This window comes from Chitinophaga niabensis (assembly GCF_900129465.1).
In the GTDB taxonomy this organism is placed as follows: Bacteria; Bacteroidota; Bacteroidia; order Chitinophagales; family Chitinophagaceae; genus Chitinophaga; species Chitinophaga niabensis.
Genome location: NZ_FSRA01000002.1, coordinates 2256900 through 2272815, shown reverse-complemented (window position 1 = coordinate 2272815; position 15916 = coordinate 2256900). Strand labels below are relative to the sequence as shown.

The following is a 15916-nucleotide window of genomic DNA, read 5'->3' as shown; positions in this document are numbered from 1 at the left end:
CCTGGCCGTCCTTTTTTTTGCGTTATGTTTGAGGCCGGTTTGTAATGAGGACTTGAAATACTTAATGGTTCTACATTACATAAGTTTTAAAGTTTTCCGTTTTTTCCTAAAATGCAGGTGGGGCAGGTCATAATTGGAGGACGCAAATTGCGTCCTCCAACTTTTTTAATCCCTTAAAACCTATAACGGTATTAGGATGCAGAGGAATTCTGTTTTTCGTCTTTCCTGTTAAATCCAATTAAAACCCGAGGTTCTTTTGGTGGGTTTAGTAGCTTTTTCAGGTATTCAAATATCTTCTTAATTTCTCCATCCTGGCGGGATGTTTTTGTTTCTAACTGTTCCAATTTCAATAAAATATCTTTGTGAGTAAGCATCATTTCCCGCATGCGTGTAAATATCCGGATAATACGGATGTTCACTGCAATGGCCCTTTCGCTGTTCAGGACACAGGATAGCATGGTAACACCTTGTTCCGTAAAGCAGAATGGAGCGTAACGCAGGCCCTGTCTGTCATTATTGGAGGACGCAAATTGCGTCCTCCAATTTTCAAGTTCTTTCTTATTCATCTGGAACATAAAATCTTTAGGGAACCGGGCTTTATTCCTTCTGACAGCTTCTTTCAGCCGTTTGGTCTCTACCCCGTACAAGTCTGCCAGATCGCGATCCAGCATTACTTTCTGTTCTCTGATGTAATAGATCTTATCCATTACGGCTTCATCCGGGACAATGTTCTTTTCTTTCTGTTTTGTAGTCATAAACAATGGGTTTTTATGTTTGATATAATATAACAGACACACGTTTGAGGCCGCAAATTGCGTCCTCCGATAATGACTATGTTCCCTGGAAGTAGAATGAATTTATGCTGGGGTGGGCGGAATTATACGTTTCCGTATTTAAAAACGAATATAAGATTATCTGCTGAGCAGTGGAGGATCAAATAGAAAAAGTGTCAGGAGAAAACTCCCGACACTTTAATGGTTAACTGGGGGCAAACAATGCATTCTTTAGTTCCCTTGCATATGACATTGGTATCAACCTATGTCAAAATCTTTAGGCTCCTTACATACGATGTATGATATCCTTTGTGGCAGAACCTTTAATTTCCTTGCATCTGATACTGTAATATTCTATGCCAGGACTTTTCAGTTCACTTGCATATTCCTATGGCAGAACCTTCCATCCCTTGCAGCTGATACCGTAGCATCCTATGGCAGAACCTTTAGTTCTTCATCTGTTTCTTGAGCATGCTCACCTGGTCTTGCAGCTGGCTGACCATGCCGGCAAGGTGGTTTACACTCAGGCGGTGCTGCTGGCCCATTTTCTGGATCACGGCATCGGCCTGCCAGATCTCGAGTACTTCTTCCATGTTTACGGGGTATGGATCGTACTGCGGGTTATCTGAGACGAGCGTTACTTTACTTTTGGAGCGGTTGCTTTTCACCACGCGTTTGTACACGATGCCTTCGCGGTTGGTGACTACGATATACGCTTCGTTATTGCGGATATCTTCCCAGCCATCCACTTTGTGGCAGACTACTACGGAACCTGATGGTGTCGGTAACATGGAGTCTCCGGCTATTTCGAAAGCCCTGTAACTTCCTGCGCCTAACATGGGTAAGGTGAAGGTGTTCAGTTCTTCGATGAATTCGTCGTCATTAAAACCGGCCAGGTAACCGGCGGCGGCTTTAACGGGAACGAAAACAACATTCTGCCGGTCTTTACTACCTCCCATCTTTTGCTGGCGGCGTCTTTCCAGGAAGCTTTCCTTCGAGGAACTCAGATCGCGGCGTAACAGATCATCGATGGATACACGGAACATGTCTGAGACCTGCTCCAGTACTTCGGTACGTGGTTCTGCCCGTTCTTCTTCATATGCTCCCAACAGGGAACGTTTAATGGAGAGACGATCGGCGAACTCCTGCTGCGTCCAGCCTTTTTGCTTGCGCAGATATTTAAGATTACGACAAACAGTAGACATCCCTAAATAATTTAGTATGGTAATGCTAACAAAATTAGCAATTATTTTTTATAATTACCAAATTAATCTTCGGGGCATCACTTATTTTTGTTGCGGACAAACTCAATTATTATGCAAGATACTTTGTTAGGTATTCACTCAGTGGTTAGATGGCTGATCCTGTTATTCGGTGTATGGGCTGTTATTCGTGCATTGATGGGCGTTAGTGGCAAATCTGCCTATACCGCAGCGGATACTAAAGCCGGTCTTTTCTTTATGATCTTTTTAGATATTCAGTTCCTGCTGGGTATTATCCTGTTCATCGTAAGCCCGCTGATCAAAGCTGCCCTGGGAGATATGGGTGCCGCCATGAAGAATGCCGGTCTCCGTTTCTTTACCGTGGAGCATACCCTGATGGCATTAGTGGCCTTGGCCCTTGTACATATCGGCCGTAGCAAGATCAAGAAATCTGCTTCCGATGCCAAAAAGCATAAAACAGCGCTGATCTTTTTTGGCCTTGCCCTGATCCTGATCCTTGCCCTGATCCCATGGCCCGGACGTGAGGCTATTGGCAGAGCGTTGGTCCCTTCTTTCTAAATAATTCATTGATACAAAAAGCCGGGTGCTCTGTGAGTGCCCGGCTTTTTTGTTTAAAAGAGACCGTCTTCCCAGACGGCCTCGTAAAAATAGGAGCGGGCGCTTGCCATCCACCCTGCTCTTCTGATTCAAAAAGCATTACCCATGTGTTACATAGAAAAGTCGGTATGAATAGATATAAGGTAACGCAGCCAAAGCCATGGCGGCAAAAATGAACATGAACACGCCGCTCACTACCGTGAGGAACATGCCGGCTATAATGATCACGATCCCCGCATACAGCCACAATTTGCCTGCAAAAGCATGTACTTTCAGCCAGATCTCATCGCTTTGAAGGGTCCAGGGCGTTCGTACCCCGACAAAATTATTGGGCTTCAGGTTCCGCAATACCAAACCGATCATCGAGATCAGTAATCCTACCCCGATAAATACCCATTTTTCCAGGAATATTCCCCGTCCTACGCTCACCAGGTATATAATAATGGTAGTGAATACCGCCAGGTAAATATGGATCCTGAAACGGATGCGGTAATACGCCTTTATATGATTGGTGGTTTCAGTAGCGGGTTCTTCATTTTCGTCCGGTTTGGGGATGTACCGGAACAAAAAATACAGCAGGCCGTTTGTGAAGAAAAGGAAGATCATCAGCAGCAGGAATTCCTGCTTATCCCCTACCCTGTCTGGTACGCCGTTCAGATTATAATTGGTGGGAATGATCTCCGGGAGGCTGTTCCAGATAACGCCCAGGTAAACCATGGGCACAAAAACAAGCAGTAACAGCAGTAGTTCTTTAACGTAATCCGGATGTTTCATATGAAAAAGGATTAGTTGTACATATATATCTACATTATTCGGGCCAATTAAGTTTAAAAAGGTTTATTTTCTACTAATCACATTAGCAATACTAAATTATTTAGTATTTTTGGACTAAATAAGTGTGTATGCTACTAGATGGACAGAGAACCATAGCTCATATTGACATGGATTGCTTCTTCGTGTCCGTGGAGTGCCTTAAAGATGGCAGTCTCAAAGGAAAACCCGTATTGGTTGGCGGGCGTGGAGACAGAGCTGTGGTAGCCGCCTGTAGTTATGAAGCCCGTACTTTTGGGATCCATTCCGCCATGCCCATGAAAATGGCCCTCCGCCTCTGCCCTCATGCCATTATCCGGGGCGGGGATATGGAAGAATACAGCAATTTTTCCCGTCATGTTACTGATATTATTGCAGGAAATGCTCCTTTGTATGAGAAATCGTCCATTGATGAGTTCTACCTGGATATCAGCGGTATGGATAAATATTTTGGTTCTTTGAAATGGGCGAGTGAATTGCGGCAAAAGATCATGCGTGAAACAAAACTACCCATTTCGCTGGGGCTTGCTTCCAACAAAATGGTGTCTAAAGTCGCCACAAATGAAGCCAAACCAAGTGGTCAGTTATCCATCCCTTTCGGGCAGGAAAAAATATTCCTGGCACCCATGCCTATTGATAAGATCCCCATGGTGGGAAAAGAAACAGCGGCACAATTAAGACGCCGCGGAGTGGAAACGGTGAAAACACTCAGTGAGATCCCCATCGGTTTACTGGAAGCCTGGCTGGGTAAAAACGGTATTTCCCTCTGGAACAAAGCCAACGGTATTGATGAAACACCGGTGATCCCCTTTCACGAACAGAAATCTATTTCTACAGAAAGCACTTTTTCTACAGATACCATCGATATGGATTTTATTCATAGTGAATTAGTGCGCATGACGGAAAAGATAGCATTTGAACTCCGCCAGCAGAACAGGTTAGCGGGTTGTGTAACCGTTAAGATCCGGTATTCGGATTTTGAAACGGTCACCAAACAAATGAGTATTGCTTATACCGCCAGCGATCATGTACTGCTGGAAAAAGTAAAAGAACTCTTCTCTAAACTGTACGACCGCCGTTTGCTGATCCGATTGATAGGCGTTCGTTTCAGTCATATGGTGTCCGGTAATTACCAGATCAGCCTTTTTGAAGACACACATGAAATGATCTCTTTGTACCAGGCCATTGATAGTATCAAAAGCCAGTATGGCTGGCAGTTGCTGATGCGCGGCAGCAGTAGTGGCGGCAGGTTTGAAGAACAGTTACAGCCTTATCAGAAGAAAGAAACATTCACCATGAAACGCCGTTACCCCAAATAGCTTATGTACCTGAATTGCAAAACCTGGTTTAGCCTTCGCTATGGCACGATCAGAACAGATGAATTAGCAGCATTGGCACAACAGTGCGGGATCACCTCCCTGGCGCTCACTAATATCAATGCCACTACAGATGCGTGGATGTTCATACAGGAATGTATGCAGCGGGACATTAAACCTATCCTTGGGCTGGAATGCAGGAACGGCGCCACCTTCCGTTATGTGATCCTGGCCCGCAATATGGAGGGCTGGCTGGAGATCAACCGTTTCCTGTCCCATCATCTGCAAAATGAAACGCCCTTTCCCGAGAGCGCCCCTTTTCTCCCGCATACATTTGTGATCTACGCATGGGGAAGCCGTCCGCTGCAAAATCTTGCTGAACATGAACTGATGGGCGTACGGCCAAGAGAAGTGAATAAGCTCTTCCGTTTCGATACCAAAAAATGGGCACATAAGCTCGTGGTATTACAACCACTCACTTTCCAGGACCCGGAAGCACGGCAACTGCACCGGGTATTAAGGGCGGTGGACAATAACCTGCTCATTAGTCAACTGCCACCGGAAGAAGTAGCGGGTGTGGATGAATGTTTTATTTCGCCACAGCGGTTACTCGAACATTTTAAGGAATTGCCGGATATAGTAAAGAACACTTTAACTATTATGGAAGCCTGTGAGATCCATTTCCGGTTCGGCAATCATCTAAATAAACAACGCTTTACAGATAGCCGGGAAGGAGACCGGGAACTATTGCGAAGTGAAGCCATGCGAGGCATGATCTACCGTTACGGCCCTGATAATAAAGAGGCGAAGGAAAGAGTGGAAAAGGAATTGCAGATCATTGACCAACAGGATTTCAATGCTTATTTCCTTATCACCTGGGACATTGTGCGTTATGCGAGGAACAGGGGCTTTTTCCATGTAGGGCGCGGAAGCGGTGCCAATTCTGTGATCGCGTATTGCATGGAGATCACGAATGTGGATCCGATTGAACTGGACCTTTATTTCGAACGTTTCCTCAATCCGCACCGTACCTCTCCTCCGGATTTTGATATTGATTTTTCCTGGCGGGACAGGGATGAAGTGATCAAATATGTTTTCGATAAATACACAACAGAACACGCTGCCCTGTTAGGCACGGTTACTACATTCCAAACAAACGCTATCGTAAGGGAATTGGGCAAGGTATACGGATTGCCTAAAAAAGAGATGGACAAGATCCTTGAGAACCCTTACCAGGTGAAACTAGGGGAAGACGGCGTGCATCAGCGTATCATTCAATACGGCAGGAAGCTGGACCGTTTTCCCAATCACCTCAGCATTCACGCAGGCGGCATCCTGATCAGTGATGCGCCCATCCATCAATATTGCGCCACACATATGCCGCCAAAAGGATTCAGTACCGCACAACTGGATATGCACATGGCAGAGGCTATCGGCCTATTCAAATTTGATATCCTGAGCCAGCGCGGGTTGGGGCATATCAGGGATACCATGGACCTTATCCGTGAAAACAAAGGTGTAGAGGTAGATATCAATGATGTGAAAACCTTCATGGAAAATGAGGATGTAAAAAATGCCCTGAGAACAGTGAACACCATTGGTTGTTTTTACATAGAATCTCCCGCCATGCGGCAACTGCTGCTGAAACTGAAATGTGATGACTACATCACCCTGGTGGCTGCAAGCTCCATTATCCGGCCGGGTGTTGCGCAGGCTGGTATGATGCGGCAATATGTACTGAACTTCCATGCGCCGGATAAGGTGAAATACCTTCACCCTATCATGAAATCCTTATTAGGAGAAACCTATGGCGTAATGGTGTACCAGGAAGATGTGATCAAAGTAGCGCATCATTTTGCAGATATGGACCTTGCCGACGCAGATATTTTAAGAAGAGCGATGGCAGGTAAATACCGGGGGCAGAACAATTTTGAGAAGATCAAAAAACTGTTCTTTGATAACTGCGCCAGGATTGGGCATCCTGAAGAGATAAGCCAGGAGGTATGGCGGCAGATAGCGAGCTTCGCGAACTTCTCTTTTTCAAAAGCGCATTCCGCCAGTTTTGCGGTGGAGAGTTACCAGAGCTTATACCTGAAAACATTTTTCCCGGCGGAATTTATGGTGGCGGTGATCAATAACTTCGGCGGGTTCTATAACCGCGAATTGTACTTCCGGGAATTGCAGAAAACAGGTGTTAGCCTATTTCCTCCCTGCATCAATAACAGTGATTACGCTACCAATATCAAAGGCCGGCAGGTGTTTGTAGGATTCATTCATGTAGAAAGGCTGGAACAGGCATGGATGGAACGTGTACTCCTGGACCGCAAACATAACGGGCTTTACAGCAGTCTCGAACATTTTGTGGAAAGAACTAATCCCGGAGCGGAACAACTGGAGATCCTTATCCGTATCGGTGCCTTTAACTTTACCGGCTATACCAAAAAAGAATTGCTCTGGAAGAGTTCTGTTTTACTGAAAACGGCGCCGCCGGATGAACATAAACCCCGCCTGTTTTCAGAGCCTTCCCGCAACTGGGACCTCCCCATGCTCGCCTATCGCCAGCATGAAGATGCTTTCGATGAAATAGAATTACTGGGATTTCCATTGTGTTCCCCATTCGACATACTGGAACATGACCATCGCAGATATATGCCTGCCAGGGATTTTTCGCAGAACCCTGGAAGGCATGTGCATACGATCGGTTACCTGGTATGTTTAAAACATGTATACACCAGTAAAAACGAACCCATGTGTTTTGGTACTTTCCTGGACAAGGAAGGTGAATTCATGGACACCGTACATTTTCCGGACAGCCTGCGGCAATATCCTTTTATGAAAAGTGGTTTTTATATTATGGAAGGCCGGGTAATGGAGGAATTTGGGGTGTATACCTTAGATGTACATGTGATGCGGAAGATCGGGTACTTTGAGGATAAGGCTCCTGGTGCCCCCGTACGGATGATGGCGAGGTAGGTTTTTCTCCATCATATATACATCAAAACAGGCTGTACCCTTTTATGGATACAGCCTGTTGCTTATTAGTTATTAATCAAGATTAAATAATCCTTTATTGAGTAAGCGTAAGGTTTGTTCCTTATACTGTCCGCCTACGAGGATGGAAATATTATGCCTGCTGCCACCATAGGAGATCATGCGTAAAGGCACTTCTTCCAGTGATTCAAACAATTTCTTGATGATGGAAGGTGTAGCGGCTACTTCGTTCCCTACGATAGAAACGATCGCCTGGTGATGGTCCAGTTCCACGGAACCAAAGGGCTGCAGTTCTTTCAGGATCTGCTCCAGGTGTTTTTTATCATCGATGGTGATAGAAACAGCTACTTCGGAAGTAGTGATCATATCGATAGGTGTGCGGTATTTTTCAAACACTTCAAAGATCTTACGGAGGAAACCGTAGGCCAGCAGCATACGGCTGCTCTTGATCTTGATAGCGATGATACCATCTTTTGCAGCGATCGCTTTTGCACCGTTACCATCCGGCATTTCCGTGATGATGGTACCTTTTGCTTCCGGCTGCATGGTGTTGAGCAATTTAACAGGAATATTAAAATGCTGTGCAGGCCAGATAGATGCAGGGTGCAGGATCTTGGCGCCAAAGTAAGCCAGCTCGGCTGCCTCGTCAAAAGAGAGCTGATCGATGGGGAAAGTTTTCTTTACAACACGGGGATCGTTATTATGCATCCCATCGATGTCCGTCCAGATCTGGATTTCAGAAGCCTGGATAGCGGCGCCGATCAGGGATGCAGAGTAATCGCTGCCACCTCTCTTGAGGTTATCAATTTCACCACGCGCATTGCGACAGATGTATCCTTGCGTGATGAAGAGGGTATGCCCTTTTTCCTGTTCGATCAAAGCACTGAGGCGCACTTTCATGCGTGGGATCTCAGGTTCTTCAAACTCGTCTATGCTCATGAATTCCAGGGCGGGGAGCAGAACAGCTTTGATACCGGCATCTTCCAGGTAAGCGCAGAAGAGTTTGGTAGAGAGCAGTTCACCCTGTGCTAGGATATCTTTATTCAACGCTTCGTTGAAAGAGATGCGGAGGATGATGTTGAGGAACTCAAAATGTTCGTCTACGATGGCTTTAGCCTTTTGGCGGCCGGCATCACTTTTCACCAATTCTTCACAGAAAGTACGGTAGTGTGCTTCCAGCTTATCGATCTGCTGTTTAGCCACGTCCTTCTTTCCTTCTGCGAGCGATTGACTGATCTCAACGAGGGAATTGGTTGTGCCAGATAAGGCGGATAATACCACAATCTTGGCATCGTTATCCGCTGTTATCAATTTCGCTACGGCATGCATACGCTCTGGTTTTCCAACCGAGGTTCCGCCAAATTTCAAGACTTTCATTAATTGTTACGGTATATGTTGCTTAAAAATCGATTTTAAATCTCATGGCTATTTCGGAGAGGTCCCTTACTACAGGGTCCAGTAATGGAACTCCAGTTACTCTCCTATCTGCTTCCATTTCCCTTTCCGGATCGCCGGGGATCAGTACTTTTTCTTCTCCTTCCACCGTTTCGGCGCTTCTGAACCTGCCGATCCATTTATCCATATGGTCCTTAAACTCGTCTGCCGGCCTGAAAGCGTCTACCCGCATGGCTCCGAAGAAATGTCCCAGTCCTTTACCCACCGGATCGGGCGGCAAAGGTAAGAAACTAACGAATGGCGGCGCCCATGGGCCATAATTTGCGCCCGAAAGTACGGCAGAAAAAATATCTACCACAGATCCGAGACAATATCCTTTGTGGCTCCCATGTTCCCGGTCGCCTCCCAGGGGTAGCAAAGCCCCGCCGCTTTTGAGCTCATTAGGATTTGTGCTGGGGGCACCATGTTTATCCTGGATCCAGCCCAGCGGGGCTTCCTGTTCTTTTCTTTGTAATATTTCCAGCTTACCGTTGGCAGCCGTGGTGGTGGCAAAATCCGCTACAAAGGCCGGTTGCTGATTAGCCGGGATGGCCACAGCAATGGGATTGGTACCCAGCATACGTTCCGTGGCAAAAGTGGGTGCTACGAGGGGGCTGGCATTGGTCATGGCCATCCCGATCATATCCTGCTGCAGGGCCATCATAGCGTGATAACCTGCAATGCCGAAGTGATTGGAATTACGGACACTTACCCAACCGGTACCCGCTATCTTAGCTTTACCGATGGCCACCTGCATGGCAAAAGGGGCCACTACCAGGCCAAGGCCGCTATCTCCATCCACCACAGCCGTGCTGGGAGTTTCGTGAACGATCTTGAGGTCCGGTTTGGCGTTAATACGGCCTGCTTCCCAGAGACGGATGTAACCGGAAAGGCGTGCCACGCCATGAGAATCTATACCCCTGAGATCAGCAGAAAGCAATACCGTGGAGGCCAGTTCCGCATGCTCGGGGGAACAGCCCATTTTTATAAAAACGTCCCGGGTAAAAGCGTGGAGATGTTCGTAGGGAAAAACCTGTTCCATTATGCTTGCGCTGTTGGCCCTCCGAAATTCATGGGAATAGATGAAACCGGCTCCTGGTCCTGAATGGTACCATGCTGCGATTCGTATTTCTTAACATTATCCGCCAGTGCCTTCATCAGCCTTTTGGCATGTTGTGGCGTGAGGATGATCCTTGATTTTACTTTCGCTTTGGGTAAACCAGGCATCACATTAATAAAATCTACCACAAACTCAGACGGGGAGTGGGTAATTATAGCCAGGTTGGCGTAAGTTCCGTCTGCAATTTCTTCGGTCAGCTCTATGTTCAACTGCTGCTGCTCGTCCTGATTTTCCATTATTTGCGCTTTAATGTGGTACAAAAGTAAAAAACAGCCCCCGCATTTGGAGACTGTTTTTTACAAGTTGCTACATTTTGATTACCGGGACACCATTTGGGGTTTAACAAGATCATTGTTTATCCCACCAGACACGGGTATCGTGGGTATCTGCACCCTGGCGTGCAACAGCTTCTTTATAGGCTGGCTCGTTCAGGGTGGCCTCATTTACCGGGTATGCATATCTGCGGGGAATCTGTTTACTTGAATTCACGGCATAAATAGTTGGTTTCAACGCGGGGAAACCACTTCTTCTCCATTCCGCCCATCCTTCCCAGCCATTGGGATACAGCGCTATCCATTTCTGGGTGCCCAGCTTGCGGGGAGTTTCCCCGGCTGCCCAGGATGTTTTTGGATTGGCAATGTAGGCATCATACGCCGCCTGTGTGAAAACGCCCCATTGTTCCCAGGAAGCCTTGATAGCATCGTTGTACAACTGCCCGGCGTTTTCGGCCGTCCAGCCTAATGTTGCTGCTTCTGCGCGGGATAATAGTACCTGTGCGGCCGTAATCACATAGTCCGGAGAGGTTTGACCGGTTATGTTCCTGCCTACTTTTGAATATACAGGATTCAGGGCAGACCATTCTATCAGCAACTGGCGGGTAAGGCCATAAGGCACGGGTTTAATGACACCACCGGTCAGGGGATCTGCAAACACATTCACACGGGGATCGTTGTAAGCGCCCAGGGTATCTGCCAGCGTATTGGAGATAGCGTAATCAGAACGGCCATCGTACATCTGGAACCAGGGGTTTTTAAAAGAACTGCCCGGCCATTTCATGATCACGTTCTTGCTGTTGGCATCTATGATCCCTGCAGGATCTGCCAGTGCTGCGGCAAATTCAGTTTTAGGAAGATTGCCCATATCTGTATTCCTTTTGGAGAGGCGGAGGGCCATGATCATCCGGAAAGTATTGGCAAAACGTTTCCATTGTGCAGCATCGCCACTGAACAGGATATCTCCTTTCACGGCAGCACCATTGTCGAACTGCGCCATTGCTTCTTTTAGTTCTTTGAAAAGATCTGTATAGATATCTTTCTGGGTATCGTACTTAGGTGTTGGTGTTTCGGACAATGCTTCCGTGTAAGGTATATCTCCCCACTGATCTGTAAGCAGCGCAAAGTAATATACCCTCAGGATCCTGGCAATGGCTATCTGGTTATTATTAGAGCCGCCGGAAGTAACTGTTGCCAATCCTTTTTTATCAGCATCTGTATTATACTTAATAATATTGGTGAGATCTTCCAGGGGGCCTGCGTAAAATTGCGACCAGCCTCTTGCTGTAACCGAATATTGTGATTCATCCGGATACTGTGTTTGTGAAGTATACTGTGCATACATGGCACCTTCATTTAAAAAACGTACATCAAATGCATAGGTAACAGTCATACTTCTGCCGCTGCCAAAATAGGCGAGTGAGTTAGTTAAGAGTGCGGATGTAACAGGCCCGGTGGCAGAGTTCGGGGAAACGTTCAGGTCTCCAAAATCCTTGCAGGCCGGTGCGCTGATCAATGTGGCGCTCAGTATTCCTATATAAAGTAGTTTTTTCATTGTCGTAAATTTTAGAATCCTAACCTGAGATTAATACCAATGGAACGTACACCCGGCATCTGACCATTTTCACCGAAGCGGCCAGAGAGCTCAGATGGATCGAATCCTTTTTCATCTGCGTAGATCATTAATACATTCCTGGCTACTACTGAAATGTTAGCCCGTGTGAAGATCTTTTTGGCCATTTTAGCTACCGGGAAATTATACCCCAACGATACTTCCCGCAGTTTGATGAAAGATGCATCGTAAACAGACATTTCAGCCATGTTGGAATTAGTACGGAACTGGTGCCAGTATAACTGTGCATCTACATACATCTTTACCGGTTTGCCATCTGCATCAACACCAGATACATTCACACCACCGCCATCGGCAACCGGGTCCCGTACAGGTTTCCCTTTATCGTTATTAACTGCAGTTTTAGCCATCAGCCCGGAGAATGAACCCCAGAAATCAGACAGGGAGAAGTATTTACCCCCTTTCTGGAAATCGATCACCGCGCTCAGCGTAATGTCTTTGTAGGTGAAGGTATTGAACCATCCCCCGGTGAATTCCGGCAACACAGAACCGAAATAGAGATTGGGCGCCATCTCGAATGTACCATCTGCTTTTAAGATGGGCACACCTGCTTCATTGCGTTTGATACCATTGCCACGTAACTGTCCCCATTCCTGGTTGTCCACAGAATGCACAACCTGTACTGCTGTAAATGCAGGAGCTGCGCCACCTCTATCCGTATTGGGCAGGGTATAGGTACTGAGATTGGGAGCCAGTTTTACTACTTTGGAAGTGCCTTTTGAAAAGTTCACGATGGTTTCCCAGTTGAAGTTCTTGCTGGCAACAGGTGTACCATTCAATTGTACTTCAACACCACTTCTTACAACACTCCCGGCATTGATGGTCTTAGATAAAAATCCGCTGGCGTTAGAAATATTTACATCCAGGATCTCATTCCTTTTATCCTCGTGATAATAGGTGAAGCTGGCGCCCACGCGGTTGTTAAAGAATTTCAGGTCAAGGCCCAGTTCTCCTGAAGAGGAAAGAGAAGGCAGGATGCCATCATTCGGTTGGATATTCGGCGTGGTCATAACAGAGTTACCCGGGCCGAATGGGTTCTGCCCTAAAGTATACAACAGGTCCAGGCCATAAGGGTCCAGGTCAGATCCTATCTGCGCCCAGCTGGCCCTTACTTTACCAAAGGTAAGTGCGGGGAAACTTTCTTTCAGGAATTCACTGAATACAATACTGGCGCCCACGGAGGGATACCAGTAGGAGTTATTATCCTTAGGCAATGCAGAGCTGATATCGTTCCGGATAGAGAAGTCTACGAAGAACGCTTCCTTCCAGCCCAGTGTACCTCTTCCGTAAGCACTTCTTACAGTTTTGCGGGTGCGGGTATTTGAATAACTGATAGGATCAACAGAATTGCTCAATGCAAAAAGATTGGGTACAGTTAAACCCTGGTTCGTATTTGCGGCAATAAAGGAAGTGGTGTTCTTTCTTACGTTTCCGCCGATGTTCAGATCTACGGAGAGATCATTAAAGAATTTATTATTGTAGGTGGCCAGTACTTCATAGTTATCCTCACGGGCAAAAGTTTGCCTTGTAGCATAACTCTGTTTTACGCCAGTTTGGTTAGCGCTCACTTCCAGGATGTAGGGGGTTTTATTTTCAAAACTGGTATTCAGTTCATTCCTTCTTAAGAACCCTGCAATCCTGAAGTGATCGTTGAGCTTATAGGTAAGGTTGATATCTCCGATCAGGCGGTTCCTGTTTGCCTGGTTATCCACATTATCAAAGTAACTGAATGGATTATACCAGTAGTTAGGCCCATAGAAAGCTTTGGGATTGGCTGCGGAATATGATTCGGGGTTATTGTGATTCCAGCTTCCCAGCGCACCTTGCGGAGAACGGAGGTCTCTCAGCTCTTTCATTTTCTTCATATCCAGGTCCCGGTGAAACCACTGGTTGAATGATCCTGTAGAGTTATTGGAATATCCATCCACAAACTCCCCTTTTAACTTTTCAGTGGTGTAGAAAATATTGGATGCGATAGTGAAATGTTTACCGAGGTTAAATGAGTTCTGTGTGGAGATACTGTTCTTATCCAAACTGGTTCCGGGCATTACACCAGAACGTTGCAGGTTGGTGAACGATACCCTCACAGTGTAATTATCGCCGCCCTGGCTGAACTGTACATTGTTATTGAGTGAAAGGCCGGTCCTGTAGAAATCTTTGACGTTATTTTTCTGAGGGGTGAGGGATGCTGTTTTACCAAAGTTGGCACCAGGATACCAGGCGTACCAGGGAATATATTCCTGGCCTTTCATTTCAGGTCCCCAGCTGGCATCGTCGGAATAGTCGTGATAATACTTTCCGTCCAATGCCTTCCATTCTTCCGGCTGGCCTGCTGCCCATTTGTATTGTGTGAGTTCAGCATTCCCTCCGCCTGAATACCTGTTCTGGTAATCCGGGATGAGATACACCCGATCGAATGTGGTGGTTTGGTTTATTTCCAGGCCGATGCCGGATTGCAATTTCCCTTTTTTGGTGGTAACGATCACTACGCCTGCATCTGCACGCTGGCCGTACAATGCGGTGGCGGTGGGGCCTTTGAGGACGGAAACACTTTCTACGTCATCCATGTTGATGTCTTCCGGACTGATAGGCGTACCATCCAATACGAACAATGGATTTTTATCCATCAGAGAGCCGGCGCCTCTTAAACGGATCACGGCACCTTCCCCGATCTTTGCTCCGGATTGGCCCTGGATCTGCACTCCCGCGATCTTGCCAGCCAAAGCCGTGCTGATGTTAGTTTCCCGTGTTTGTGTGAGCTTGTCTGCATTGATCTGTTGCACGGAATAGGAAACAGATTTTTGTGAGCGTTTGATACCGAGTGCCGTTACTACTACTTCCTGGAGGCTTTTGTTGTCTGTGATCAATGTAACAGCGAGTTCGGAGCTGCTGCCAACAGGTACTTCTTTGAGTGCGTAGCCTACGCTTCTGAAGATCAGTACTACGTTGTTACCCGAAACATTCAGTTTGAAATTTCCGTTTTGGTCAGAGGTGGTTCCCGTTGTGGTTCCCTTAATCTGGATGGTGGCAAATGAGATCGGTGAGCCGTCGTCACCTGCCACTTTCCCTGTCACCTGGCGTTGTTGTGCAAACGCCAGGCTGACTGTCACCATCGGTATGGTGCATAGAAGTAACGCTTTTTTCATAAAAAAAGATTCAGATTTTGGATGAATTGAACTTATTGTTCTTAGTAATTGGTTTTGTTGTCTGTTAGTTTTTTAATCAGGTCATATGGCATGCGATTTTTTTGGCAGAGTTTAGCGGCTGATAGCAAACGTCAGGTAAGTGGCAATAGAATTCCAGCATAAAAACGGGTTGTTTTTATGTAGGTTCCGGGTTAATAAAATGAAACGATAGGTTAAAAGAATGGCTGTTCCTTTTTCCGAATTGAAAACAAGCTTAAGGTTAAGAGGTCGATGCTTTGGGCATGAATAGATCGATTTAGATTTTAGAAGTTTTAGTTTAGAGCGTTGATTTTGTCGTTTGGCATTTCAAATAGGGGTGAAGATGGTATTTTACCACTTCTATACTTTGGATGAATCTATTTATACTGCTTTTGGATGACTCTTGTAAGTTAGTATTTTTTTCAACTCACAAAATTTTCTGGTTAATCTTTTGTTAAAGCCCTTACAAGATAACTTTATACTCTTTTGTTTTTCAAGCAGATATCTCATGAAAAATTCATGAAAAAAATCCTTTGCATACTTCTTTGCTTAATCTTATCAAGTGAAAATGCTTAAAAAACAG

General features: G+C 46.1%; 11 protein-coding genes. 3 read left to right on the top strand and 8 right to left on the bottom strand.

All coding sequences use genetic code 11. The features are described from left to right. Positions 1-191 precede the first annotated feature (191 nt). Both BUR42_RS26480 and BUR42_RS26475 read right to left on the bottom strand, forming a co-directional pair. A complete protein-coding gene (locus BUR42_RS26480) occupies positions 192-755 on the bottom strand; it encodes an ORF6N domain-containing protein (protein ID WP_200798366.1) in 564 nt (187 codons plus the stop codon). A gap of 464 nt (positions 756-1219) precedes the next feature. Then, a complete protein-coding gene (locus BUR42_RS26475; protein WP_074242554.1) occupies positions 1220-1978 on the bottom strand; it encodes an XRE family transcriptional regulator in 759 nt (252 codons plus the stop codon). Positions 1979-2089: 111 nt separating this feature from the next. Here BUR42_RS26475 and BUR42_RS26470 point away from each other — a divergent pair, with 111 nt between their 5' ends. Beyond that, on the top strand, positions 2090-2554 hold the full coding sequence (locus BUR42_RS26470) for a hypothetical protein (RefSeq protein WP_074242553.1): 465 nt from the start codon (positions 2090-2092) through the stop codon (positions 2552-2554). 138 nt (positions 2555-2692) lie between these two features. On the opposite strand, the gene BUR42_RS26465 is transcribed toward BUR42_RS26470, so the two are convergent. Beyond that, a complete protein-coding gene (locus tag BUR42_RS26465; protein WP_074242552.1) occupies positions 2693-3367 on the bottom strand; it encodes an SdpI family protein in 675 nt (224 codons plus the stop codon). Between the two features lie 128 nt (positions 3368-3495). Between BUR42_RS26465 and dinB the strand changes: the two genes are divergently transcribed. Both dinB and BUR42_RS26455 read left to right on the top strand, forming a co-directional pair. After that, positions 3496-4722 (top strand): DNA polymerase IV, encoded by a 1227-nt coding sequence (gene dinB / locus BUR42_RS26460; protein WP_084185838.1) that lies wholly within the window; start codon positions 3496-3498, stop codon positions 4720-4722. Positions 4723-4725: 3 nt separating this feature from the next. Continuing rightward, positions 4726-7692 (top strand): DNA polymerase III subunit alpha, encoded by a 2967-nt coding sequence (locus BUR42_RS26455; RefSeq protein WP_074242551.1) that lies wholly within the window; start codon positions 4726-4728, stop codon positions 7690-7692. Between the two features lie 72 nt (positions 7693-7764). Here the strand turns inward: BUR42_RS26455 and BUR42_RS26450 are convergent, their stop codons facing one another. The 5 genes from BUR42_RS26450 to BUR42_RS26430 form a co-directional block, all read right to left on the bottom strand. Further along, the gene (locus tag BUR42_RS26450) at positions 7765-9087 is read right to left on the bottom strand and encodes an aspartate kinase (protein WP_074242550.1); all 1323 of its coding nucleotides are present in this window, start codon (positions 9085-9087) and stop codon (positions 7765-7767) included. A gap of 22 nt (positions 9088-9109) precedes the next feature. Further along, a complete protein-coding gene (locus BUR42_RS26445; RefSeq protein ID WP_074242549.1) occupies positions 9110-10186 on the bottom strand; it encodes an Ldh family oxidoreductase in 1077 nt (358 codons plus the stop codon). Further along, positions 10186-10500, bottom strand: a complete 315-nt coding sequence (locus BUR42_RS26440) for a DUF3467 domain-containing protein (protein ID WP_200798365.1) — start codon at positions 10498-10500, stop codon at positions 10186-10188. Before BUR42_RS26440 ends, BUR42_RS26445 begins: the two co-directional genes overlap by 1 nt. 112 nt (positions 10501-10612) lie before the next feature. Beyond that, positions 10613-12091 (bottom strand): SusD/RagB family nutrient-binding outer membrane lipoprotein, encoded by a 1479-nt coding sequence (locus BUR42_RS26435; RefSeq protein ID WP_074242548.1) that lies wholly within the window; start codon positions 12089-12091, stop codon positions 10613-10615. 11 nt (positions 12092-12102) lie between these two features. Further along, on the bottom strand, positions 12103-15315 hold the full coding sequence (locus BUR42_RS26430; protein ID WP_074242547.1) for a SusC/RagA family TonB-linked outer membrane protein: 3213 nt from the start codon (positions 15313-15315) through the stop codon (positions 12103-12105). Between the last annotated feature and the right edge of the window lie 601 nt (positions 15316-15916).

Bases quoted from the DNA above. Each gene is read 5' to 3' on its own strand.
- BUR42_RS26430 (WP_074242547.1), bottom strand. From the start codon at position 15,315: ATGAAAAAAGCGTTACTTCTATGCACCATACCGATGGTGACAGTCAGC.
- dinB (WP_084185838.1), top strand. From the start codon at position 3,496: ATGCTACTAGATGGACAGAGAACCATAGCTCATATTGACATGGATTGC.
- BUR42_RS26435 (WP_074242548.1), bottom strand. From the start codon at position 12,091: ATGAAAAAACTACTTTATATAGGAATACTGAGCGCCACATTGATCAGC.
- BUR42_RS26465 (WP_074242552.1), bottom strand. From the start codon at position 3,367: ATGAAACATCCGGATTACGTTAAAGAACTACTGCTGTTACTGCTTGTT.
- BUR42_RS26475 (WP_074242554.1), bottom strand. From the start codon at position 1,978: ATGTCTACTGTTTGTCGTAATCTTAAATATCTGCGCAAGCAAAAAGGC.
- BUR42_RS26480 (WP_200798366.1), bottom strand. From the start codon at position 755: ATGACTACAAAACAGAAAGAAAAGAACATTGTCCCGGATGAAGCCGTA.
- BUR42_RS26455 (WP_074242551.1), top strand. From the start codon at position 4,726: ATGTACCTGAATTGCAAAACCTGGTTTAGCCTTCGCTATGGCACGATC.
- BUR42_RS26445 (WP_074242549.1), bottom strand. From the start codon at position 10,186: ATGGAACAGGTTTTTCCCTACGAACATCTCCACGCTTTTACCCGGGAC.
- BUR42_RS26470 (WP_074242553.1), top strand. From the start codon at position 2,090: ATGCAAGATACTTTGTTAGGTATTCACTCAGTGGTTAGATGGCTGATC.
- BUR42_RS26440 (WP_200798365.1), bottom strand. From the start codon at position 10,500: ATGGAAAATCAGGACGAGCAGCAGCAGTTGAACATAGAGCTGACCGAA.
- BUR42_RS26450 (WP_074242550.1), bottom strand. From the start codon at position 9,087: ATGAAAGTCTTGAAATTTGGCGGAACCTCGGTTGGAAAACCAGAGCGT.